The 22440-nt window shown below is 61.6% G+C and carries 18 protein-coding genes and 1 pseudogene; 14 read left to right on the top strand and 5 right to left on the bottom strand.

What is annotated here, in order from left to right; genetic code table 11:
• Positions 1–120: 120 nt before the first annotated feature.
• The gene (gene putA, locus CER19_RS09445; RefSeq protein ID WP_116666224.1) at positions 121–4074 is read left to right on the top strand and encodes a trifunctional transcriptional regulator/proline dehydrogenase/L-glutamate gamma-semialdehyde dehydrogenase; all 3954 of its coding nucleotides are present in this window, start codon (positions 121–123) and stop codon (positions 4072–4074) included.
• A 227-nt stretch (positions 4075–4301) separates the two neighbouring features.
• Entirely contained in the window at positions 4302–6104 is a 1803-nt protein-coding gene (locus CER19_RS09440; protein WP_116666223.1) for an acyl-CoA dehydrogenase, read from the top strand.
• On the opposite strand, the gene CER19_RS09435 is transcribed toward CER19_RS09440, so the two are convergent.
• Together CER19_RS09435 and CER19_RS09430 are read right to left on the bottom strand one after the other, a co-directional pair.
• On the bottom strand, positions 6101–6394 hold the full coding sequence (locus tag CER19_RS09435; RefSeq protein WP_116666222.1) for a cell division protein ZapA: 294 nt from the start codon (positions 6392–6394) through the stop codon (positions 6101–6103). The genes CER19_RS09440 and CER19_RS09435 overlap by 4 nt on opposite strands.
• Positions 6391–6621 carry a hypothetical protein gene (locus CER19_RS09430; protein ID WP_003187970.1) on the bottom strand — a complete coding sequence of 77 codons (231 nt, stop codon included), beginning with the start codon at positions 6619–6621 and terminating at the stop codon, positions 6391–6393. Before CER19_RS09430 ends, CER19_RS09435 begins: the two co-directional genes overlap by 4 nt.
• A 276-nt stretch (positions 6622–6897) precedes the next feature.
• Between CER19_RS09430 and CER19_RS29400 the strand changes: the two are divergent.
• The 5 genes and pseudogenes from CER19_RS29400 to selO all read left to right on the top strand — a co-directional run.
• Positions 6898–7620: pseudogene (locus tag CER19_RS29400) on the top strand (MCP four helix bundle domain-containing protein); the annotation flags it as partial.
• Positions 7621–7650: 30 nt separating this feature from the next.
• A complete protein-coding gene (locus CER19_RS29395; protein WP_371921542.1) occupies positions 7651–8523 on the top strand; it encodes a methyl-accepting chemotaxis protein in 873 nt (290 codons plus the stop codon).
• 241 nt (positions 8524–8764) lie between these two features.
• Complete coding sequence (locus CER19_RS09420; protein ID WP_044270843.1) at positions 8765–10507, top strand: potassium/proton antiporter; 1743 nt, start codon at positions 8765–8767, stop codon at positions 10505–10507.
• 49 nt (positions 10508–10556) lie between these two features.
• On the top strand, positions 10557–13940 hold the full coding sequence (gene mscK, locus CER19_RS09415) for a mechanosensitive channel MscK (protein WP_116666220.1): 3384 nt from the start codon (positions 10557–10559) through the stop codon (positions 13938–13940).
• Between the two features lie 48 nt (positions 13941–13988).
• Complete coding sequence (gene selO, locus CER19_RS09410) at positions 13989–15452, top strand: protein adenylyltransferase SelO (protein WP_116666219.1); 1464 nt, start codon at positions 13989–13991, stop codon at positions 15450–15452.
• A gap of 41 nt (positions 15453–15493) precedes the next feature.
• Here selO and CER19_RS09405 read toward each other — a convergent pair whose 3' ends face one another.
• The gene (locus CER19_RS09405; RefSeq protein ID WP_116666218.1) at positions 15494–15718 is read right to left on the bottom strand and encodes a hypothetical protein; all 225 of its coding nucleotides are present in this window, start codon (positions 15716–15718) and stop codon (positions 15494–15496) included.
• An 81-nt stretch (positions 15719–15799) separates the two neighbouring features.
• Between CER19_RS09405 and trxC the strand changes: the two genes are divergently transcribed.
• Complete coding sequence (trxC, locus tag CER19_RS09400; RefSeq protein ID WP_032893915.1) at positions 15800–16234, top strand: thioredoxin TrxC; 435 nt, start codon at positions 15800–15802, stop codon at positions 16232–16234.
• Positions 16235–16364: 130 nt separating this feature from the next.
• Here the strand turns inward: trxC and CER19_RS09395 are convergent, their stop codons facing one another.
• On the bottom strand, positions 16365–16580 hold the full coding sequence (locus CER19_RS09395) for a DUF6124 family protein (RefSeq protein WP_116666217.1): 216 nt from the start codon (positions 16578–16580) through the stop codon (positions 16365–16367).
• 472 nt (positions 16581–17052) lie between these two features.
• A complete protein-coding gene (locus CER19_RS09390) occupies positions 17053–17823 on the bottom strand; it encodes a ParA family protein (protein WP_020301660.1) in 771 nt (256 codons plus the stop codon).
• A gap of 316 nt (positions 17824–18139) precedes the next feature.
• Between CER19_RS09390 and CER19_RS09385 the strand changes: the two genes are divergently transcribed.
• Genes CER19_RS09385 through CER19_RS09360 form a run of 6 tightly spaced genes read left to right on the top strand, consistent with a single transcriptional unit; the run spans position 18140 to position 22364 of the window.
• Positions 18140–18856, top strand: coding sequence for a beta-ketoacyl synthase chain length factor (locus CER19_RS09385; RefSeq protein WP_116666216.1), 717 nt, complete (start codon positions 18140–18142; stop codon positions 18854–18856).
• Positions 18832–19644, top strand: a complete 813-nt coding sequence (locus tag CER19_RS09380) for a 1-acyl-sn-glycerol-3-phosphate acyltransferase (RefSeq protein ID WP_116666215.1) — start codon at positions 18832–18834, stop codon at positions 19642–19644. Before CER19_RS09385 ends, CER19_RS09380 begins: the two co-directional genes overlap by 25 nt.
• Complete coding sequence (locus tag CER19_RS09375) at positions 19622–19891, top strand: phosphopantetheine-binding protein (protein ID WP_014716603.1); 270 nt, start codon at positions 19622–19624, stop codon at positions 19889–19891. Before CER19_RS09380 ends, CER19_RS09375 begins: the two co-directional genes overlap by 23 nt.
• Before the next feature lie 9 nt (positions 19892–19900).
• On the top strand, positions 19901–20155 hold the full coding sequence (locus CER19_RS09370) for an acyl carrier protein (protein WP_116666214.1): 255 nt from the start codon (positions 19901–19903) through the stop codon (positions 20153–20155).
• The gene (locus CER19_RS09365; RefSeq protein WP_003187947.1) at positions 20152–20697 is read left to right on the top strand and encodes a membrane protein; all 546 of its coding nucleotides are present in this window, start codon (positions 20152–20154) and stop codon (positions 20695–20697) included. Before CER19_RS09370 ends, CER19_RS09365 begins: the two co-directional genes overlap by 4 nt.
• Complete coding sequence (locus tag CER19_RS09360; RefSeq protein ID WP_116666213.1) at positions 20694–22364, top strand: AMP-binding protein; 1671 nt, start codon at positions 20694–20696, stop codon at positions 22362–22364. The genes CER19_RS09365 and CER19_RS09360 overlap by 4 nt, the downstream gene beginning before the upstream one ends.
• The last annotated feature ends 76 nt before the right edge of the window (positions 22365–22440 follow it).

The following is a 22440-nucleotide window of genomic DNA, read 5'->3' as shown; positions in this document are numbered from 1 at the left end:
GATCAAGCGTCGAACATTTAACCAACAAAAGGGTTGCACCCGGTTGCACCTCAGGATGGGCAAAGCTAATCTTGCCGCCAGCAGATGCCACTCGGTAGTGGCACCCATGAGGATAAAAAAATGGCAACGACCACCCTTGGGGTCAAACTCGACGACCCGACCCGCGAACGCCTGAAGGCCGCCGCGACCTCCATTGATCGCACGCCGCACTGGCTGATCAAGCAGGCGATTTTCAATTACCTGGAGAAACTCGAGGGTGGTGCAACCCTGTCCGAGCTCAATGGCTTGAGCAGCAAGGAGGCCGATGATGCCGGCGAGGTCCAGGCCGACCACGCCCACCAGTGCTTCCTTGAGTTCGCCGAGAGCATCCTGCCACAATCGGTGCTGCGCGCTTCGATTACCGCCGCTTACCGCCGCCCGGAGCCGGAAGTGGTGCCGATGCTGATCGAACAGGCGCGCCTGCCGGCACCGATGGCCGAAGCCACCAACAAGCTGGCCGCGAGCATTGCCGAAAAACTGCGCAATCAGAAGAGTGCCGGCGGCCGTGCCGGTATTGTTCAGGGCCTGTTGCAAGAATTCTCCCTGTCGTCCCAGGAAGGCGTGGCGCTGATGTGCCTGGCCGAAGCGCTGCTGCGTATCCCGGACAAAGGCACCCGCGATGCGCTGATCCGCGACAAGATCAGCACCGGCAACTGGCAGCCGCACCTGGGCAACAGCCCATCGCTGTTCGTCAACGCCGCTACCTGGGGCCTACTGCTGACTGGCAAGCTGGTCGCCACCCACAACGAAGCAGGCCTGACCTCGTCCCTGAGCCGCATCATCGGCAAGAGCGGCGAGCCGATGATCCGCAAGGGCGTCGACATGGCCATGCGCCTGATGGGCGAGCAGTTCGTCACCGGCGAAACCATCGCCGAAGCCCTGGCCAATGCGAGCAAATTCGAAGCCAAGGGCTTCCGCTATTCCTACGACATGCTCGGTGAAGCCGCACTCACCGAACACGACGCCCAGAAGTACCTGGCCTCGTACGAACAAGCCATTCATTCCATCGGCAAAGCCTCCCATGGCCGTGGGATCTATGAAGGCCCGGGCATCTCCATCAAGCTCTCCGCCCTGCACCCGCGCTACAGCCGTGCGCAGTACGAGCGCGTGATGGACGAGTTGTACCCGCGCCTGCTGTCGCTGACCTTGCTGGCCAAGCAGTACGACATCGGCCTGAACATCGACGCCGAAGAAGCCGACCGCCTGGAGCTGTCGCTGGACCTGCTCGAGCGCCTGTGCTTCGAGCCGCAATTGACTGGCTGGAACGGCATCGGCTTTGTGATCCAGGCGTACCAGAAGCGTTGCCCGTATGTGATCGACTACGTCATCGACCTGGCCCGCCGCAGCCGCCATCGCCTGATGATCCGCCTGGTAAAAGGCGCGTACTGGGACAGCGAAATCAAGCGCGCCCAGGTCGAAGGCCTGGAAGGCTATCCGGTGTACACCCGCAAGGTGTACACCGATGTTTCCTACATTGCCTGTGCACGCAAACTGCTGTCGGTGCCGGAAGTCATCTACCCGCAGTTCGCCACGCACAACGCCCACACCCTGTCGGCTATCTACCACATCGCCGGTCAGAACTATTACCCCGGCCAGTACGAGTTCCAATGCCTGCACGGCATGGGTGAACCGCTGTACGAACAGGTTGTAGGCAAGGTTTCCGAAGGCAAGCTGAACCGTCCGTGCCGTGTGTACGCGCCGGTGGGTACTCACGAAACACTGCTGGCCTACCTGGTGCGCCGCCTGCTGGAAAACGGCGCCAATACCTCGTTCGTCAACCGTATCGCTGACCAGTCCATCTCGATCCAGGAATTGGTAGCCGACCCGGTGGCCAGCATCGAGCAAATGGCAACCCAGGAAGGCGGTTTCGGCCTGCCGCACCCGCGCATCCCTTTGCCGCGTGACCTGTACGGCAGCGACCGCGCCAACTCGGCCGGTATTGACCTGGCCAACGAACATCGCCTGGCCTCGCTGTCCTGCGCCCTGCTCGCCACCGCTCACAACAACTGGAAGGCCGCGCCGATGCTCGGTTGCGCCGCCAGCAATGAAGCGGCACAACCGGTGCTGAACCCTTCCGACCTGCGTGACGTGGTCGGCCAGGTACAGGAAGCCACCGTCGAAGACGTCGACAACGCCATCCAGTGCGCCATCAGCGCCGCGCCGATCTGGCAGGCCACCCCGCCCGCCGAACGCGCTGCCATCTTGGAGCGCGCCGCCGACCTGATGGAAGGCGAGATCCAGCCGCTGATGGGCCTGCTGGCCCGCGAAGCCGGCAAGACCTTCGCCAACGCCATCGCCGAAGTGCGTGAAGCCGTGGACTTCCTGCGCTACTACGCAGTGCAGGCGCGCAACGACTTCACCAATGACGCCCACCGCCCATTGGGCCCAGTGGTGTGCATCAGCCCGTGGAACTTTCCGCTCGCCATCTTCAGCGGCCAGGTAGCTGCAGCGCTGGCTGCCGGTAACCCGGTGCTGGCCAAGCCTGCCGAGCAGACGCCGCTGGTGGCTGCCCAAGCCGTACGCATCCTGCTTGAAGCTGGCATTCCGGAAGGTGTGCTGCAATTGCTGCCAGGCCAGGGCGAAAGCGTCGGTGCCCGCCTGGTGGGTGATGATCGCGTCAAAGGCGTGATGTTCACCGGCTCCACCGAAGTGGCGCGCCTGCTGCAACGCAATGTCGCCGGTCGCCTGGATGCCCAGGGTCGCCCGATTCCGCTGATCGCCGAAACCGGTGGCCAGAACGCGATGATCGTGGACTCCTCGGCGCTGACCGAACAAGTGGTGATCGACGTCGTGTCGTCGGCCTTCGACAGCGCCGGCCAACGTTGCTCGGCCCTGCGCGTGCTGTGCCTGCAGGAAGATTCGGCAGACCGTGTGGTCGAAATGCTCAAGGGCGCCATGGCTGAATGCCGCCTGGGCAACCCGGAACGCCTGTCGGTCGACATCGGCCCGGTGATCGACGCCGAAGCCAAGGCCGGTATCGAGAAACACATCCAGGCCATGCGCGACAAAGGCCGCAACGTTTACCAGGTGGCGATTGCCGACGGTGAAGAGATCAAGCGCGGCACCTTCGTGATGCCGACCCTGATCGAGTTGGAAAGCTTCGACGAGCTGCAACGCGAGATCTTCGGCCCGGTGCTGCACGTGGTGCGCTACAAGCGTAAAGAGATCGACCAGCTTATCGGCCAGATCAACGCTTCCGGCTACGGCCTGACCTTGGGCGTGCACACCCGCATCGACGAGACCATCGCCAAGGTGATCGACAACGTCAATGCCGGTAACGTCTACGTCAACCGCAACATTGTTGGCGCCGTGGTCGGTGTGCAACCGTTTGGCGGCGAAGGCCTGTCGGGTACTGGTCCGAAAGCCGGTGGCCCGCTGTACCTGTATCGTTTGCTGTCGACTCGTCCTACCGATGCGATCGAGCAATCCTTCGTACGGGGCGACAAGTTGGCCGCGCCGGATGTGCGCCTGCGTGATGCCATGAGCCAATCGCTGACCGCTCTGAAAACCTGGGCCGACAGCCATAAATTCAGTGAGCTGAGTGCCCTGTGCACGCAGTTCGCCGCCCAGTCTCAAAGCGGTATCACTCGCCAATTGGCCGGCCCGACCGGCGAGCGCAACAGCTACGCCATCCTGCCGCGCGAGCACGTACTGTGCCTGGCCGAAGTGGAAGGCGACCTGCTGACCCAACTGGCGGCGGTATTGGCTGTCGGTGGTTCGGCGGTATGGCCGGAAACCGAGCTGACCAAGGCCTTGTTCCCACGCCTGCCAAAAGAGATTCAGGCGAAGATCAAGCGCGTGGCCGACTGGACCAAGGACGACGTGGTGTTTGACGCCGTGCTGCACCATGGTGATTCCGACCAACTGCGTGCGGTGTGCCAGCAAGTGGCACAGCGCGGTGGGGCGATTGTTGGGGTGCATGGCCTGTCACAAGGCGAAACGGCGATTGCGCTGGAGCGTCTGGTGATCGAGCGTGCGTTGAGCGTAAACACCGCTGCGGCGGGTGGTAACGCCAGCCTGATGACCATCGGCTAACTGACACAGTGCAGTAAAGGTGTGGGAGCGGGCTTGCTCGCGAATGCGGAGTGTCAGGTTTAGATGTACTGACTGATCTACCGCCTTCGCGAGCAAGCCCGCTCCCACATTGACCGCGTCGTAACGCCCTTATCTCGTTCTGCCCCTGTATCACTTAGATCAATCTTGCTACCCACCCTCCATTCGCGCACTTAGACTCAGGCCAACTCCTTCAAAGGTACGCCGCCATGTCCGAGACGCTGCTCAGTTCCCGCAATCTGGCTTTCGAGCTGTACGAAGTCCTTGATGCCGAGGGCCTGACCCAGCGTGAGCGGTTTGCCGAACACAACCGCGAAACCTTCGATGCCGCGATCAGCACGGCGCGCAATATCGCAGAAAAGTACTTCGCCCCTCACAACCGCAAGAACGACGAAAACGAGCCACGCTATGAAAACGGCCAGGCGATCCTGATCCCGGAGGTCAAACCGGCGGTGGACGCCTTCCTTGAAGCCGGCTTCCTCAACGCAGCACGCAGCTTTGAAGCAGGCGGCATGCAACTGCCGACCCTGTTGTCACAGGCCTGTTTCGCGCACTTCCAATCGGCCAACGCCGCCTCGACGTCCTACCCGTTCCTGACCATGGGCGCCGCCAACCTGATCGAAAGCTTCGGCACCGAGGAGCAGAAACAACGCTTCCTGCAGCCAATGATCGACGGGCGCTTCTTCGGCACCATGGCCCTGACCGAGCCTCATGCCGGTTCTTCCCTGTCGGACATTCGTACCCGTGCAGAACCAGCGGCTGACGGCAGTTATCGGCTCAAGGGCAACAAGATCTTTATCTCCGGTGGCGACCATTCGCTGTCGGAAAACATCGTGCATATGGTGCTGGCCAAATTGCCGGACGCTCCCGCAGGCGTGAAGGGCATTTCGCTGTTTATCGTGCCTAAGTTCCTAGTCAACGAGGACGGCAGCCTGGGCGCTCGCAACGATGTGCTGCTGGCGGGGGTGTTCCCCAAAATGGGCTGGCGCGGCACCACATCCACAGCGCTTAACTTCGGTGATAACGGCAACTGTGTCGGCTACCTGGTGGGCAAGCCGCACCAGGGCTTGAGCTGCATGTTCCAGATGATGAACGAGGCACGCATCGGCGTGGGCATGGGCGCGGTGATGCTCGGTTACGCCGGCTACCTTTATTCTCTGGACTACGCCCGCGAACGGCCCCAGGGGCGCCTGCCCGATAGCAAAGACCCGAGCACCGCACCGGTGGCGATCATCCAGCACGCCGACATCAAGCGCATGCTGCTGACCCAGAAAGCTTATGTGGAAGGCGCCTTTGACCTCGGCCTCTACGCGGCGCGGCTATTCGACGACACCACCACCCTGGCAACCGACACCGAGCGCAAGCAAGCCCACGAACTGCTCGACCTGCTCACGCCCATCGTCAAATCCTGGCCGTCGGAGTTCTGCCTCAAGGCCAACGAGCTGGCGATCCAGATTCTCGGCGGCCACGGCTACACCCGCGAATACCCGGTGGAGCAGTACTACCGCGACAACCGCCTGAACCCCATCCATGAAGGCACCCACGGCATCCAGTCCCTGGACCTGCTCGGGCGCAAATTGGCGCAGAACGGCGGCGCCGGCTTAAAGCAGTTGATTCGCCTGATCGCCGAAACCGGAGCCCGGGCGCAAAAGCACCCCTCACTCACGGCACTGCGAGAGCCCCTGGAGCAACTGGTAAACCGGCTGCAAAGCGTCACGATTGGCCTGCTGACTGATCTCGCCCAAGGCAAGGTCAACAGCAGCCTGGCGAACTCGGCGCTGTACTTGAAAGTGTTCGGGCACACGGTGATTGGCTGGCGCTGGCTGGAACAGGCGATCCGCGCCGAAGAAGGGCTGGCCAAGGGTGAAGCGGCTGACGCGGCCTTTTACAAGGGCAAGCTCCAGGCCGCCCGGTACTTCCTGACCTGGGAAGTACCGAGCTGCCATCATGAACTGGCGATTCTGGAGGCACGCGACGATACGTGCCTGGGCATGCAAGACGAGTGGTTCTAAGGCTGACCGATCACCTTGGAAATCACATCGACCGTGGCGCTGACTTGCTCTTGGTAACGGTCGAGTTCCTGCTGGTGAGCCTGTTGCATTTCAATCTGCTCGGCGCACAGGTTCAGCGCGGCCAATACCAGTAGCTTGTCACCGATCAGGGTCGGGTACTTTTTCTTGGTCACGGCCAGGGAGGCCTTGAACATGGTCACGGCATGCATCAGGGTCTGATCTTCGCCGGCCGGTGCCTTGATCGAGTAATCCTCTCCGAGAATCGAAACGACCTTTATGCCCTCACTCATGCGCTGACAGGCCCTGCACTCACACGCTCAACCAGCGCCTGGATGCGGGCGGCGGTGGCGCCGTGCTTTTCTTCCTGCTCCATCAGGTTCAGTTGCAGGCTGTCGTTTTCATCCTTGGCGCGGGCCAGCTCGGCCTTGAGGGATTCGTTGCTGCCCAGCAGCTCTTGATTCTGCTGTACCAGGTCGCTGACCAGTTGTTCCAATTGGCTGAGAGATGCTTCTAACATTTTGATTTCCCGGGCTTTTAAAAGGGCGGTGACGATAAAGAAAATTCACCTCGGATGCCAGGGATATCCCCGGCGTGCAGCCCGATTTATCGGGGCCGGGCCGCACTTTCGAGCCTTAGTGACTGCAATTACCCGATCTGGTTCCTCCAATCCCCCCAACCCTTCGTCAGATGCGACAAAAGCGCGCAGCGTCTTAAGACTTTAGTCGCATGGCCGATAACGCAGGCACACCTCGTCTCATGGCCGCATGGATAGCGCCTCCCCCAGGACTCCAGCATGTCTCTTCGTAATATGAATATCGCCCCGAGGGCCTTCCTTGGCTTCGCGTTTATTGGCGCCTTGATGTTGTTGCTCGGTGTGTTCGCCCTGAACCAGATGAGCAAAATTCGTGCAGCCACCGAAGACATCACCTCGGCCAGCGTGCCCAGCATTCGCGCCCTGGATGAATTCACCCAACTGACCCTGCGCCTGCGCGTGCTGTCGTACCGCTTGCTGACCAACCGCGAGCCGGACGTACAGCAAAAGACCCTGGAAGCCTTTGAACTGCGCAATCAGCAGATTCGCACAGCCCAGGACATCTACGAAAAACTGATCACCAGCACCGAAGAGCGCAACGCCTACAACGAGTACGTGCGCTTGCTGGGCCAGTATCGCCAGATTGAAGAGCGCATGAAGAGCCTGTCTCGCGCCGATCAGGTCAACGAACTGCGCAGCCTGCTCAACACCGAGTTGCTGGAAAACTCCGAGCAGGTCAATGCGGTCTTGACCCGCTTGCTGGATATCAATAACGACGACGCCAACGCCACCAACCAGCGCGCCAAAGACCAATACGACATGGCCTTTGACCTGGTGGTAGGCCTGCTGGTGGTTGCCACGGCACTGACCTTGCTGTTCGCCTGGTTGCTGACCCGCAGCATCACCCTGCCCATTGCCCAGGCGCTAGAAGCCGCCGAAGAAGTGGCCGAAGGCAATCTGACGCGCCCGATCACCGTGGACGGCAACGACGAAGCCGGGCGCCTGCTCGCGGCCATGGCCAAGATGCAACACAAACTGCGCGACACCCTGCAACGTATCGCCGGCTCCGCCACCCAGCTGGCGTCTGCCGCTGAAGAGCTCAATGCGGTCACCGACGAAAGCGCCCGTGGCCTGACCCAGCAGAACAATGAAATCGAACAGGCCGCCACTGCCGTCAACGAGATGACCAGCGCGGTGGAAGAAGTCGCACGCAATGCGGTGAGCACCTCCGAAGCCTCGCGCAACGCCACCACCTCTGCCGGTGACGGCCGTGACCTGGTGCAGGAAACCGTCAGCGCCATCGAACGCAGGAGCGCCGACGTGCAAGCCACCGCCTCTCTGATCGGCGACCTGGCCAATGAATCTAGGGATATCGGCAAAGTGCTGGACGTGATCCGTGGCCTGGCTGACCAGACCAACCTGCTGGCCCTGAACGCCGCGATCGAAGCAGCCCGAGCCGGGGAAGCCGGGCGTGGTTTCGCCGTGGTGGCCGATGAGGTGCGCGCGTTGGCCCATCGCACCCAGCAGTCCACCAGCGAAATCGAGCGCATGATTGGCAGCATCCAGACAGGCACTGAACACGCGGTAGATTCGATGCGCAACAGCACTGAGCGCGCCGAATCGACACTCAACATCGCCCGAGGCGCGGGCCTGTCGCTGGACACCATCAACACCGCGATTGTGGAGATCAACGAGCGCAACCTGGTGATCGCCAGCGCGGCGGAAGAACAGGCCCAGGTGGCGCGGGAAGTGGACCGCAACCTGGTGAATATCCGTGACCTGTCGGTGCAATCGGCCACGGGTGCAAGCCAGACCAGTGCGGCGAGCGGTGAGTTGTCGCGATTGGCGGTGGACTTGAATGGGATGGTCGGAAGGTTCCGCCTCTGAAATAAGCCTTTGCTCACACCGCATACCCTGTGGGAGCTGGCTTGCCTGCGATAGCAATCTGTCAGCCAACGCCCATGGCGCCTGGCACACCGCAATCGCCAGCAAGCCAGCTCCCACATTTGAGCGATGTGCAGCCACAAAAGCTTTTTGACAGCGCAGCAATTCAACAGGTTAGAATCCCTGGCACGCAGACTGCATGGTCAGTTTGCGCCCTGTCTTCCCCTGCACTGGAGTACTGCCTTTGAATGCGACGACCATCAACAGCCTGTTCTTGATCGGCGCGTTGCTGGTGACTGCGAGCATTCTGGTGAGTTCGCTTTCGTCACGCCTGGGTATCCCCATCCTGGTGATTATCCTGGCCGTGGGCATGACCGCCGGGGTCGATGGCGGTGGCATCATTTTCGATAACTACCCGACCGCCTACCTGGTGGGCAACCTCGCCCTCGCCGTGATCCTGCTCGACGGCGGTTTGCGTACCCGGGTGGCGAGTTTTCGCGTGGCGCTGTGGCCGGCCCTGTCCTTGGCCACGGTGGGGGTGTTGATTACCACCGGCCTCACGGGTATGGCCGCCGCCTGGCTGTTCGACCTCAACATCATCCAAGGCTTGCTGATCGGCGCCATTGTCGGCTCCACGGACGCCGCGGCAGTGTTCTCGCTGCTGGGCGGCAAGGGCCTCAACGAGCGGGTCAGCGCCAGCCTGGAAATCGAATCCGGCAGCAACGACCCGATGGCGGTGTTCCTCACTGTCACCCTGATCGACATGCTCGCCAGCGGCCAGACCGGCCTGCACTGGAGCCTGCTCACGCACCTGATCCGCGAATTCGGTATCGGTGGCCTGGTAGGCCTGGGTGGCGGCTGGCTGATGTTGCAACTGGTCAACCGCATCAACCTGGCCAACGGCCTGTATCCGATCCTGGTGATCGCGGGTGGCCTGTTTGTGTTTGCCCTGACCAACGCCCTGCACGGCAGCGGCTTCCTGGCCGTGTACCTGTGCGGGCTGGTGATCGGCAACCGCCCGGTGCGCAGCCGCCATGGCATTTTGCATATGCTCGACGGCATGGCCTGGCTGGCGCAGATCGGCATGTTTTTGGTGCTGGGCCTGCTGGTCACGCCTCACGATTTGCTGCCCATCGCCGTGCCCGCCCTGGGTTTGGCGCTGTGGATGATCCTGTTTGCCCGGCCACTGTCGGTGATGGTTGGCCTGCTGCCATTCAAGGCGTTCCACGGGCGCGAAAAGGCCTTTATCGCCTGGGTCGGCCTGCGCGGCGCGGTACCGATCATCCTCGCGGTGTTCCCGCTGATGGCCGGCCTGCCCCATGCACAGCTGTACTTCAACCTGGCGTTCTTTATCGTGTTGGTCTCGCTGTTGGTGCAAGGCACCAGCCTGCCGTGGGTGGCCAAGTTGCTCAAAGTCACCGTACCGCCAGACCCGGCGCCGATCTCCCGCGCGGCCCTGGAAGTGCACGTCACCAGCGAGTGGGAGTTGTTCGTCTACCGCCTGGGTGCAGAGAAATGGTGCATCGGCGCGGCCCTGCGCGAGCTGAAAATGCCCGAAGGCACGCGCATCGCGGCGCTGTTTCGCGGCCAGCAACTGCTCCATCCGTCGGGTAGTACGGTGCTGGAAGTCGGCGATTTGCTCTGTGTGATCGGCCACGAACACAACCTGCCGGCCCTGGGCAAACTGTTCAGCCAAGCACCGCAACGGGGCCTCGATTTGCGCTTCTTCGGCGACTTCGTACTGGAAGGCGATGCCCAGCTGGGCGCGGTTTCGGCCTTGTACGGGCTCAAGCTTGAAGGTATCGACCCGGACATGCCATTGAGCCGCTTCATTACCCAGAAGGTCGGCGGTGCACCGGTAGTCGGCGACCAGGTGGAATGGAACAACACCATCTGGACCGTCGCCGTCATGGACGGGAACAAGATTGGCAAAGTCGGCGTCAGATTCCCCGAAGGAAGTCGCCCGGGCCCCGGACTCTTCCTCTAAACTGCGGGACAACAACGCCCCGATTCTTCACTTTGCAAGACCGGTCTCTATGCCAACCCTGCGTACTTTTCTCGCCACTGCCCTGCTGGGCCTGACCCTTTGTGTTGGCAGCGTATACGCCGCCGACCCGCCCAGCGCCGAAGCCGTCCAGCAAAGCCTGGATAAACTGCCCGACCGCAAGCTGCCTGACGCCGACATGAAGGCGCTGCAGGCGACCCTGCAACAGACCCTGACCTACCTGGGCAATGAGCAGGACTACGAGCAGCGCCTGGCCGACCTCAAGCGCCAGCTGGAAGAGGCCCCGCGCCAGACCAATGAGAACCAGCGTGAGCTGGCGCGCCTCAAGGCCACCAAAATCATCCCGGTGGCCCAACGCTACGCCAGCCTGCCGGTGCCTCAGCTCGAACAATTGCTGGTGCAACGCAGCACCCAGCAAGGCGACCTGCAAAAAGAACTGGCCGACGCCAACAGCCTGACCATCGCCGCCCAGACCCGCCCCGAGCGCGCCCAGACCGAAATCAGCAGCAGCCAGACGCGCATCCAGCAAATCAACGCGACGCTCAAGCTCGGCAAAGATAATGGCAAACCCCTCAGCGGCGACCAGCGCAACCAGCTCAACGCCGAACTGGCGGCCCTGAATGCCTTGATTCCCCTGCGCCGCCAAGAATTGGCCGGCAACAGCCAGCTGCAAGACCTGGGCAACAGCCAGCACGACCTGATCCAGGAAAAAACCGCACGCCTGGAGCAAGAAATCCAGGACCTGCAAACCCTGATCAACCAGAAACGCCTGGCCCAGTCCCAGCAGACGGTGACCCAACAGTCCATCGAGGCGCAGAAAGCCGGCGGCAGCAGCATCCTTGCCAAGGAGAGCGCAGACAACCTGAAGCTGTCCGACTACCTGCTCAAAAGCACCGACCGCCTCAACGACCTGACCCAGAAAAACCTGCAGACCAAGCAGCAACTGGACACCGTGACCCAAAGCGATTCGGCCCTGGACGAGCAGATCAACGTGCTCAAGGGCAGCCTGCTGCTGTCCAAGATTCTCTATAAACAAAAGCAGGCCCTGCCGCGTCTCACCGTGGACAAAGACCTGGCCGACGACATCGCCAACATTCGCCTGTACCAGTTCGAGGTCAACCAACAGCGTGAGCTGATCAGCTCCCCCAGCACCTATGTGGACAACCTGCTGGCCAACCAGCCCCCGGATGAGGTCACCCCGCAACTGCGCCGCACCTTGCTGGAAGTGGCGATCACCCGCAGCGACCTGCTGGAACGCCTGAGCCGCGAACTGAGCGCACTGCTCAACGAGTCCATCACCCTGCAACTGAACCAGAAACAACTGCTCAGCACCGCCAGCACCCTGCGCGCCACGCTCGACGAGCAAATGTTCTGGATCCCCAGCAACAAGCCGCTGGACACCGAATGGCTGGAAACCGTACCGGCGCACTTGAGCAAGCAGGTCACCACCCTGCCTTGGGCGTCCAGCGTCAGCGAGCTGTATGACGGCCTGACCCAACGCCCACTGCTGTTCCTGCCGCTGCTGTTGCTGATCGGCGCGCTGTTGTGGCGTCGCAATGCGCTGTATGTGCGCCTGAAAAAGGTTCACCAGGACATCGGCCACTTCAAGCGCGACAGCCAGTGGCATACGCCGCAGGCCATCCTGATCAACATCCTCCTGGCAATGCCCGTGGCCTTGGGCCTGGCGCTGTGCGGCTATGCGTTGCAGATCGACGCCCGCGGGCAAAACGCCAACCTGGGCGCGGCCTTGTTGCAGATCGCCCAGGCCTGGCTGGTGTTCTACACCGCCTACCGCATCCTCGCGCCGGGCGGCGTGGCGGAGCTGCACTTTCGCTGGGAAAGGCCCCAGGTCGAATTCCTGCAAGGCTGGATACGCAAGCTCGGGCTGGTGGTACTGGCGTTGGTGGCCGTGGTCGCAATTGCCGAACATCAACCGGCGGCGCTGGCCGACGACGTGCTGGGTATCGCCGTGGTACTGACCTGCTACGGGCTGATGGCTTGGCTGCTGGGCCGCCTGCTGCTGAACAGCCCAACCCACGAAAAGGCCTCGTTGTTTCGCAAAGCTATCGGCGTGGTGTTCACCGCCCTGCCGATCGCGCTGTTTATTGCCGTGTGCTTTGGCTATTACTACACCGCGCTGAAACTCAGCGACCGGCTGATCAATACCCTGTACCTGCTGATGTTCTGGCTGGTGATCGAAGCCACCTTCGTGCGCGGCCTGGGTGTTGCCGCACGGCGCCTGGCCTACGCCCGCGCCCTGGCCAAACGCCAGGCAGCCAAGGAGGCCGGTGACGGCGAAGCGGTGATCGAAGAGCCGACCCTGGACATCGAGCAGGTCAACGAACAGTCCATGCGACTGATCCGTCTGGCCCTGCTCGGCGGCTTTATCGCGGCGCTGTACTGGGTGTGGTCGGACCTGATCTCGGTATTTTCCTACCTGGACAACGTCACCCTGTACGAATACACCAGCGGCACAGGTGCGAATATCAGCATGGTGCCCATCAGCATCGGCGACCTGCTGGGCGCGTCGATTATCATCGGCATCACCTTCGCCCTGGCGCGCAACCTGCCCGGCCTGCTGGAAGTCTTGGTACTGTCCAAGCTGGACCTGGCCCAAGGCAGCGCCTACGCCACCACCACCTTGCTGTCCTACATCATTGCAGGCGTGGGCTTTGTCACCACGCTCTCCACCCTCGGCGTGAGCTGGGACAAACTGCAATGGCTGGTTGCCGCGCTGTCGGTGGGCCTGGGTTTCGGCATGCAGGAGATCTTTGCCAACTTCATCTCCGGCATCATGATTTTGTTCGAACGCCCGGTGCGCATTGGCGACACCATCACCATTGGCAACCTGTCGGGTACGGTGAGCAAGATCCGCATTCGCGCCACCACCATCACCGACTTCGACAACAAGGACATCATCGTCCCCAACAAGACCTTCATTACCGGGCAACTGATCAACTGGTCGCTGACCGACACCATCACCCGTGTCACCCTGAAACTGGGCGTGGACTACGGCTCCGACCTGGACCTGGTGAAGGAATTGCTACTCAAGGCGGCGCGAGAAAACCCACGGGTACTCAAAGAGCCGGAACCCCATGTGTACTTCCTCAACTTCGGCGAAAGCACCCTCGACCACGAACTGCGCATGCATGTTCGCGACCTGGGCGACCGTAACCCGGTGCTGGACGAGGTCAACCGCTATATCAATCGTGAATTCAAGAAACAGCACATCAACATCTCGTTCCGGCAGATGGAAATCTACCTGAAGAATCTTCACGGCCAGGAATACAAATTGGTGCCGGCCGAAGACGAGCGCAAGACCATCGCCGAGCCACTCGACAAGCCCGACGCCCCCGAGCCTCCTGCTGGCAAAGTGGTGGATGCGCCGGAGCCACCACCCAGCAAACTCGACTAAACGCCCTATCCCCAGCAGAATGCTCGGACATTCTGCTGGAGATGGCCGGTGAAAGCCCTCGACGAACTGACCTTCGACAACCGCTTCGCACGCCTGGGCGATGCATTCTCGACCCACGTATTACCCGAGCCCCTCGACGAGCCGCGCCTGGTCGTCGCGAGCAAGGCTGCCATGGCCCTGCTTGACCTCGACCCGGCCGTGGCCGAAACGCCGGTATTTGCCGAGCTGTTCGGCGGCCACAAGCTGTGGGCCGAGGCAGAACCGCGGGCAATGGTGTATTCCGGGCATCAGTTCGGCGGCTACACGCCACAACTGGGCGATGGCCGCGGGTTATTGCTGGGCGAGGTCTATAACGAGGCCGGCGAGCATTGGGATTTGCACCTCAAGGGCGCTGGGATGACGCCTTACTCGCGCATGGGCGACGGGCGCGCGGTGTTGCGCTCTTCGATTCGTGAATTCCTCGCCTCCGAAGCCCTGCATGCGCTGGGCATCCCCACCAGCCGTGCCCTGTGCGTGATCGGCTCCAACACGCCAGTATGGCGGGAGAAACAGGAACGCGGCGCCATGGTTTTGCGCCTGGCCCACAGTCACATCCGCTTTGGGCACTTCGAATATTTCTACTACACCAAGAAACCCGAACAGCAGGCCGAGTTGGCCGAACACGTGCTGAACCTGCACTACCCCGAATGCCGCGAGCAACCCGAGCCTTACCTGGCGATGTTCCGCGAAATCGTCGAGCGCAACGCCGAAATGATCGCCAAATGGCAGGCCTATGGTTTTTGCCACGGCGTGATGAACACCGACAACATGTCGATCCTGGGCATTACCTTCGACTTTGGGCCCTTCGCGTTTCTCGATGATTTTGACGCGCATTTCATCTGCAACCATTCCGACCATGAAGGGCGCTACTCCTTCAGCAACCAGGTACCGATCGGGCAGTGGAACCTCAGCGCCTTGGCCCAGGCGCTTACGCCGTTCATCAGCGTTGACGCACTGAAAGAAGCCCTCGGCCTGTCCCTGCCGCTGTACCAGGCGCACTACCTGGACCTGATGCGCCGCCGCCTGGGGCTGACGACCGCCGAAGAGGATGACCAGACGCTGGTGGAGGGTTTGCTCAAGCTGATGCAGAACAGTGGCGTGGACTACACGCTGTTCTTGCGCCGCCTGGGGGATGAGTCCGCGGCGCTGGCCGTGACGCGTTTGCGCGACGACTTTGTCGACCTGGCCGGGTTCGACGCCTGGGCCGAGCAGTACAAGGCCCGCGTTGCGCGGGACGGGGATGACACCCAGGAACAGCGCCGTGAGCGCATGCACGCGGTCAACCCGCTGTACATCCTGCGCAACTACCTGGCCCAAAACGCCATCGCCGCCGCCGAATCAGGCGACTACAGCGAAGTGCGGCGGCTGCATAAGGTGCTTTCCAAACCGTTTGAGGAACAAGCGGGGATGGAGCAGTACGCGCAGCGGCCACCGGATTGGGGCAAGCATTTGGAGATTAGTTGTTCGTCGTAAGTCCTAAAGACGGTCGGATTATTCTGCGGTGAGTAGGCTCATCAGATCTGAGGCATACGCTGATGCTCCAGATCATAGGCCTCCACCCAGTCAGAAATGATGTCCAGTAGCCCACTCATTGGATGGTCTTCATCTTCTCCTGTGATATCGAGCAGCTCATCAATCGCCTCGACCAGGACGCCATAATCATCCTCGGTTTGGGGTTTGCGCAGCAGCGTTGCAACGTAAGGCCAATGTTCAATGGCCAGTTTCAGAGCGTCGTTCATGCTTTGTCCTTTTTTAGAGTGTTGATAAACCGCGTCGCCGACACCAGATTGAAGCCAATAGCCGCCTCCAAGGAGCCTCCGATGTCCGAACCTCTTGTCATCCCCTGCCCACATTGCAACGGCCTCAACCGCATCCCCGGCGAACGCCTGGGTGATGCGCCCAAGTGCGGGCGTTGCAAGCAGCCGGTGTTGCTGAACAAACCCTTTGATTTGAAACAGGGCGACTATGCCAGCCAGATCAAGGGCGACCTGCCGCTTTTGGTCGATGTGTGGGCCGACTGGTGCGGGCCGTGCAAGTCGTTTGCGCCGGTATTCGAGCAGGCTGCCGGGCAGCTAGAGGGTAAGTGCCGGCTGGCGAAGCTGGACAGTGAGGCTAATCAGCAGCTGTCGGCGCAGTTGGGGATTCGTTCTATTCCCAGTTTGATTCTGTTCAAGAACGGTCGCGAAGTGGCGCGCCAGAGCGGGGCGTTTCCGTTGCCGCAGCTGATGAGCTGGTTGCGTAGCCAGGGGGTGTAAACACCCCCCGCCATCAACTCGGTCAATGTGGGAGCTGGCTTGCCTGCGATGCAGGCGACTCGGTCTGCCTGGTACACCGAGGCGATGCTATCGCAGGCAAGCCAGCTCCCACATTGAATGCATTTCAGCTTTAGGTCAGGGGGGCTTCGCGGTCCATCATCTGGCCGACCAGCATGACGCCCAGTTCGCTTAATTGGTGAATCGCCAGAGCCACATCGCGATGTTCGCCTGTGAGGTCGTTGGACAAGTTGAGTAATAGCGTGCGCACGGAGGAGAAGGTTTCGTAGCTGTTGAGCACGAGGGCTTCGGTGGGGAGGTTGGGTGTAACGGTATAAAGGTTAACCATGGATCGTCTCCGAGTAGAGGAGCCGCAACCTACCGCTACTAAACGGAGGGTGGCAGCTGTACGCAGGTTAGTAGACCGGGGAGACGCAACCGGCGCGCTTGAAAGCGCCCTCCGTACAGCCACCATCAAATCCAGGAAGATCCTGATGACGATTTGCCGTACGTCTCACCACGGGCTACTAAACCCGATCACTGAACATTCAGCGACCGGCAAACCTTAGAGACGCCCATCCAGACGCACAAGCCGGCGGATTCTGGCGTAGCTGTAGGCAAGGTTACAAGGCACAAGCCCAATTGCCAGACCCTTCCTACAGACCCTGTGGGACAAATCCAACTCACCTGCCGAAATGCAATCCAAACTGTGGGAGCTGGCTTGCCTGCGATAACGGTGTTCCAGGCGACACATTGACTCAATGTGCCGCCCTCATCGCGGGCAAGCCCGGCTCCCACAGTGTTCGGTGTTGCCTGTGGGGTCAGGCATTTTCCAGCAAGTTATGCAGCTCCACAAACTGCTGCGTCAGCTTATGCCGTGGGTCCAGATGAATCAGCGGCTTGCTCTCCTGGTGCGACTCGCGCATACGCACGGAGCTGGCCAGGTACACCGGCAGTACCGGCAGCCCTTCGGCAATCAACTCATCGAGAATCTGCTGCGGCAGGCTCGCCCGGGCCTGGAACTGGTTGACCACGATGCCTTCCACTTCCAGGCCTTCGTTATGGTCGTCCTTCAGTTCTTCGATCTCTGCTAGCAGGCCATACAAAGCCTGGCGCGAAAAGCTGTCGCAATCGAATGGAATAAGCACACGATCAGCGGCAATCAGCGCCGAAACCGCATAAAAATTCAGCGCTGGCGGCGTATCCAGGTAAATCCGGTCGTAATCCTCGCTCAACTCATCCAGCAGCTTTCGCAGCTTGTTGATCTTGTGCTTGGCTTCGAGCTTGGGCTGCAGATCTGCCAGCTCGGCGGTGGCGGTGATCACGTGCAGGTTGTCGAACGGCGTTTCGTAGATATCCACCTTGTTCTTCTTCGAAAACGGCCCGGAAGACAACGTCTGCTTGAAAAAATCCGCGATCCCCATGGGGATGTCGTCGCCCGTCAGCCCGGTGAGGTACTGGGTTGAGTTGGCCTGTGCATCGAGGTCCACCAACAGGGTTCGATAACCTTCGCTGGCGCTGACCGCCGCCAGGTTGCAGGCGATGCTGGACTTGCCCACGCCGCCTTTTTGATTGAACACCACGCGCCGCATGGAAAAACCTCCGTGTATCAATGAATCCCCCGAGTGTAGAGCGCAAAAGCGCCGGTTAGCTACCTCGTTCATCCTAACGCGCTGCCTGGCTCACAAATGAATGGAAACCGCGCAACGATCGAGCCCGGCCTTCGCTCGCCGATAATCTGTAAATTCTTCCAACTTATTTGTGATCAATAGTGAACAAATTTTCACCACTATTTGCTAGAACCCCACAGCACCGGGATAATGCGCGCCATACGGCCATTGCTCCCTGTCCCGGAATCCGGGGCCATTGGCCGCACATGGAAGCCCGCAGGGGCGGGATAACTTCTCAGTGATCAACTTCAACATCGCCCAATGGCGCGCCTGGGCTCCTGGCCTTGAGAGTGCGGACGACTGGTACGCCTGGTGCCGGGACCCGGTGTTGCCGCCTGTCAGCGAAGCGTCCCCCGATGTGTCATTTTTGCCAGCCATGCAGCGCCGCCGTCTGAGCCGGCTGGCGCGCATGGCGTTCAGCGTCGGCTGGCCGCTGGCCGAGGGCCTTGAAGACCTGCCACTGGTGTTTATTTCCCGCCACGGCGAAACCCCGCGCACCCTGGACATTCTCAGCGACCTGGCCAACGAGCAGCCGCTGTCGCCCACTCAGTTCAGCCTGTCGGTGCATAACGCGGTGATTGGCCTGTGGTCGATCCTGCGTAATGAAACCAGCGAGATGACCGCTCTCGCCGCCGCCGGCGATGGCCTCGAACACGGCCTGCTCGAAGCCGCCGCGTTGCTCAACGAAGGCGCCGCCGTATTGCTGGTGATCACCGAAGAACAACCGCCCCACGCCTACGCCAGCTGGATTACGGATGTGCCCTTCCCCTACGCCCTCGGCCTGTTGCTCACGCCGGGCGACGAGTGGCAACTGGAACTCACCACCGGCACTGTCCAACTCACTCAAACCCAGTGGCCCCACGCCCTGAACCTGCTGCGCACCCTGCTGACCGAACAGGGCGCCTGCCAACATGCCTGGAAGAACCGAGTATGGAACTGGCAACGCAAGCCCTGACCCACAAGCCACGGCAGGCCTACTACTGGCGCCTGTTTGCCACGGCCCTCAGCTTTTGCCTGTTTGGCATCGGCGGGCTGTGCCTGCGTTTGCTAGTGTTTCCACTGCTCAGTTGCCTGCCGGGCGACGCCACCCAGCACCAACGGCGCGCACGCCACACCATCAGTTGCCTGTTCTGGTTTTTCATTCGCCTGATGAAAGGCCTGGGCATTCTCACCTACAGCGTCGAGGGTGCCGAAAAGCTTGGCCGCCCTGGCCAGATGATCGTCGCCAACCATCCGTCGCTGATCGACGTGGTGTTCCTGATCGGCCTGATGCGCCAGACCAACTGCGTGGTCAAGCAGAGCCTGTTCCAGAACCCGTTCACCCGCAGCCCGGTACGCGATGCCGGCTATATCAGCAACGACGGCAGTGCCGATATGCTCGATGCCGCAGCCGATGCCCTGCGCGCCGGCCAGACGCTGATCATCTTTCCCGAAGGCACCCGCACCCCGCCGGGCGCGGCGCCGGCCTTTCATCGCGGCGGTGCGGCCATTGCGCTGCGGGGTGCGACAATCATCACGCCGGTGGTGATCAAGGTCAGCCCCACCACCCTGACCAAGGCCGAACCCTGGTATCGCATTCCCCACCGTCGATTTCACTTCAGTTTGCGCGTGGGCGCCGATATAGAACCACAGGCGTTCGCCGCGCTCGGCGCCGCGCCCCAGGCTTCACGCAAGCTCAACGATCACCTGCATCACTATTTCATTAAGGAGCTCGCCGAAGATGAGCGACCAACACCGCCTTGAGCACGACATAAAGACGCTGATCATCGAGGCCCTGGGCCTGGAAGACATCAGCGTCGACGACATTGGCAGCGAGCAGACGCTGTTTGGCGAAGGCCTGGGCCTGGATTCGGTCGATGCGCTGGAATTGGGCCTGGCGATCCAGAAAAAATACGGCATCAAAATCGATGCCGACGCCAAGGACACCCGCAATCACTTCACTAACGTGGCCAGCCTTGCGGCGTTCGTCACGGCCCGACAGGCAGCTTGAGACCGTACCATGCAAACTCGTGACGATATCTTCAACACCCTGCGCGACGCCTTGGTGGAACTGTTTGAACTGCCCCCGGAACGCATCACCCTTGACGCCAACCTGTACCAGGACCTGGAAATCGACAGCATCGACGCCGTGGACCTGATCGACCACATCAAGCGCCAGACCGGCAAGAAGATCGCCGCCGAAGAGTTCAAGGCAGTGCGCACGGTGAACGACGTGGTAGAGGCGGTGTACCGTCTGGTCCAGCCCGCCGCATGAGCCGGCTGATCGGCCTTGGCCTGTTATTGGCGGGGCTGCTGTACCCCTTCGCGGTGTATTACGGCACCGAGCACTTTGCACCCTGGCAGTTCGGCTTGCTGCTGGGCAGCTTGTGGCTGTTGCGCGCGCTCACCGCTGCGCAGCGCCCGGGCAGCCGTTGGATGGCGGTGGTGGTGATCGTGTTTTGCCTGGCGCTGGCCTGGTTCGATAACCCGCAGTGGCTGCGCTGGTACCCGAGCCTGGTCAGCGGGTTCATGCTGGCGCTGTTTGGCCTGAGCCTGAAATACGGCCCGCCGATGGTCGAGCGCCTGGCGCGCATGACCGACCCCCACCTGCCGCCCCACGCGGTGGTGTATACCCGCCGGGTCACCCTGGTGTGGAGTGTGTTTTTTCTCTGTAATGGCCTGCTCGCCGCCGCGCTCACCCTGTGGGCGCCGCTGAGCTGGTGGACGTTGTACAACGGCCTGATCGCCTACGGGTTGATGGGCCTGTTGTTTGCCGTGGAATGGCTGGTACGACAAAGGGTTCGAGGCCGCGTATGAATGGGTTGAAACTTGAGCACTTGCTGCTTGAGCCACTGCAAGATCGCGGGGTGACCACCGAGCCCCTCATGAATCACGCGCAACTGTGCGAGCACTCCCTGAGCCTCGCCGCAGGCCTGAAAGCCCGGGGCATCCGACGCCTGGCCGTGCACTTGGAAGACGCCGGCCTGCTGGCGATTGCACTGCTGGGCGCCTGGCGCGCCGGTGCGAGCGTGCTGCTGCCCGCCGACCTGCAACCCCAGACGCGCCAACGCTGGGCCACTGCCGTGGATGCCTGGCTGATCGATGCCAGCGACCTGGACGCGCTGTATCAAGCGCCCTTGAGCGCCGCCGCCCTCGACCTGGACACCTGCCAACTGAGCCTGTGCACCTCCGGCTCCAGCGGCGAGCCCAAGCGCATCGACAAGTCCCTGCGCCAGCTGGCCAATGAGGTTGAGGCGCTGGAAGCCCTGTGGGGCAAAGATCTCAAGAAAGCCTGCATCATCGGCAGCGTCGCTACCCAGCACATCTACGGCTTGCTGTTTCGCGTGTTGTGGCCGCTGTGTGCCGGCCGCACCTTTGTGCGCAAGCAACTGGCGTTCCCCGAGGACATGCAGCGCGCCAGCCGGGAGCACCCACAATTTGCCTGGGTGGCCAGCCCTGCGCTGCTCAAGCGCATGGGCGACAACCTCGACTGGCCGGCACTGAGCCAGGTGGCACGGGTATTTTCCTCCGGTGGCGCGTTGCCTGTTGACGCCGCGGGCAGCCTCTACGACCGCTTGCAACAATGGCCCACAGAAATCCTCGGCAGCTCGGAAACCGGCGGCATCGCCTGGCGCCAGGGCGCGCAACCCTGGCAGCCGTTTGCAGATGTGCGACTGAGCCAGGATGCCGAGGGCGCTTTACGCATCGCCTCAAAGTACCTGCCTGAAGGGCATATCGAACAAACCGCCGACGCCGCACGCATCCATGCCGATGGCCGGTTCGAACTGCTGGGCCGCCTGGACCGTATCGTCAAGCTGGAAGAAAAACGCATCTCCCTGCCGATGCTGGAACAGGCGCTGATCGCCCATGAATGGGTCGCCGACACCCGCCTGGGCGTGGTGCAGGAAAACCGCGCGTCCCTGGGCGCCGTGGTGGTGCTCAGCGAGGCGGGGCTGCATGCGCTGCGCAACCAGGGGCGCCGCACCCTCACCCAAACTCTGCGCCAGCACTTGAGCCAACATTGCGAAGCCCTGGCCTTGCCGCGCCGCTGGCGTGTGCTGCGCCAATTGCCGCTGAACAGCCAGGGCAAGCTGCCCCAGGCCGATATCGAAGCCTTGTTGCTGGCGCCTCGCCCGAAAGGGCCTGAGGTGTTGGCGCAAGTCGAAACCGAAGGTGAATGGACCTTGCAACTGAGCATCCCACCGGACCTGGCCTATTTCAGCGGGCACTTCCCGGTCACCCCGGTACTGCCAGGGGTGGTGCAGGTGGAATGGGCGTTCAACCTGGGCCAGCAATTGCTCGACCTGCCAACCCGGTTCGCCGGCATGGAAGTGCTCAAGTTCCAGCAACTGGTGCGCCCGGGCGATCACATCGAACTGCACCTGCGCTTTGATCGGGAACGCAGCAAGCTATATTTCACCTACCGCAACGGCGTTGCCGCCTGTTCCAGCGGACGAATAGTGCTGGAGCCCGCCCATGCATAAGCCGTTTTTGTGGCGAGGGAGCTTGCTCCCGCTGGAGTGCGAAGCGCTCCCAACCCTGGCATCACCCATTCCCAGG

It is taken from the genome of Pseudomonas sp. GL93 (genome assembly GCF_003408955.1).
Classification (GTDB): domain Bacteria; phylum Pseudomonadota; class Gammaproteobacteria; order Pseudomonadales; family Pseudomonadaceae; genus Aquipseudomonas; species Aquipseudomonas paracarnis.
The sequence above is the reverse complement of the archived record's forward strand: the minus strand, read 5'-3'. Positions and strand labels throughout refer to the sequence as shown.

Coding starts and splice junctions, on each gene's coding strand:
- CER19_RS09375 (WP_014716603.1), top strand. CDS start 19,622: ATGAGCGACCAACACCGCCTTGAGCACGACATAAAGACGCTGATCATC.
- CER19_RS09440 (WP_116666223.1), top strand. CDS start 4,302: ATGTCCGAGACGCTGCTCAGTTCCCGCAATCTGGCTTTCGAGCTGTAC.
- CER19_RS09365 (WP_003187947.1), top strand. CDS start 20,152: ATGAGCCGGCTGATCGGCCTTGGCCTGTTATTGGCGGGGCTGCTGTAC.
- CER19_RS29395 (WP_371921542.1), top strand. CDS start 7,651: ATGGCCAAGATGCAACACAAACTGCGCGACACCCTGCAACGTATCGCC.
- CER19_RS09380 (WP_116666215.1), top strand. CDS start 18,832: ATGGAACTGGCAACGCAAGCCCTGACCCACAAGCCACGGCAGGCCTAC.
- CER19_RS09435 (WP_116666222.1), bottom strand. CDS start 6,394: ATGAGTGAGGGCATAAAGGTCGTTTCGATTCTCGGAGAGGATTACTCG.
- putA (WP_116666224.1), top strand. CDS start 121: ATGGCAACGACCACCCTTGGGGTCAAACTCGACGACCCGACCCGCGAA.
- CER19_RS09405 (WP_116666218.1), bottom strand. CDS start 15,718: ATGAACGACGCTCTGAAACTGGCCATTGAACATTGGCCTTACGTTGCA.
- mscK (WP_116666220.1), top strand. CDS start 10,557: ATGCCAACCCTGCGTACTTTTCTCGCCACTGCCCTGCTGGGCCTGACC.
- CER19_RS09390 (WP_020301660.1), bottom strand. CDS start 17,823: ATGCGGCGCGTGGTGTTCAATCAAAAAGGCGGCGTGGGCAAGTCCAGC.
- CER19_RS09360 (WP_116666213.1), top strand. CDS start 20,694: ATGAATGGGTTGAAACTTGAGCACTTGCTGCTTGAGCCACTGCAAGAT.
- CER19_RS09370 (WP_116666214.1), top strand. CDS start 19,901: ATGCAAACTCGTGACGATATCTTCAACACCCTGCGCGACGCCTTGGTG.
- CER19_RS09430 (WP_003187970.1), bottom strand. CDS start 6,621: ATGTTAGAAGCATCTCTCAGCCAATTGGAACAACTGGTCAGCGACCTG.
- CER19_RS09395 (WP_116666217.1), bottom strand. CDS start 16,580: ATGGTTAACCTTTATACCGTTACACCCAACCTCCCCACCGAAGCCCTC.
- trxC (WP_032893915.1), top strand. CDS start 15,800: ATGTCCGAACCTCTTGTCATCCCCTGCCCACATTGCAACGGCCTCAAC.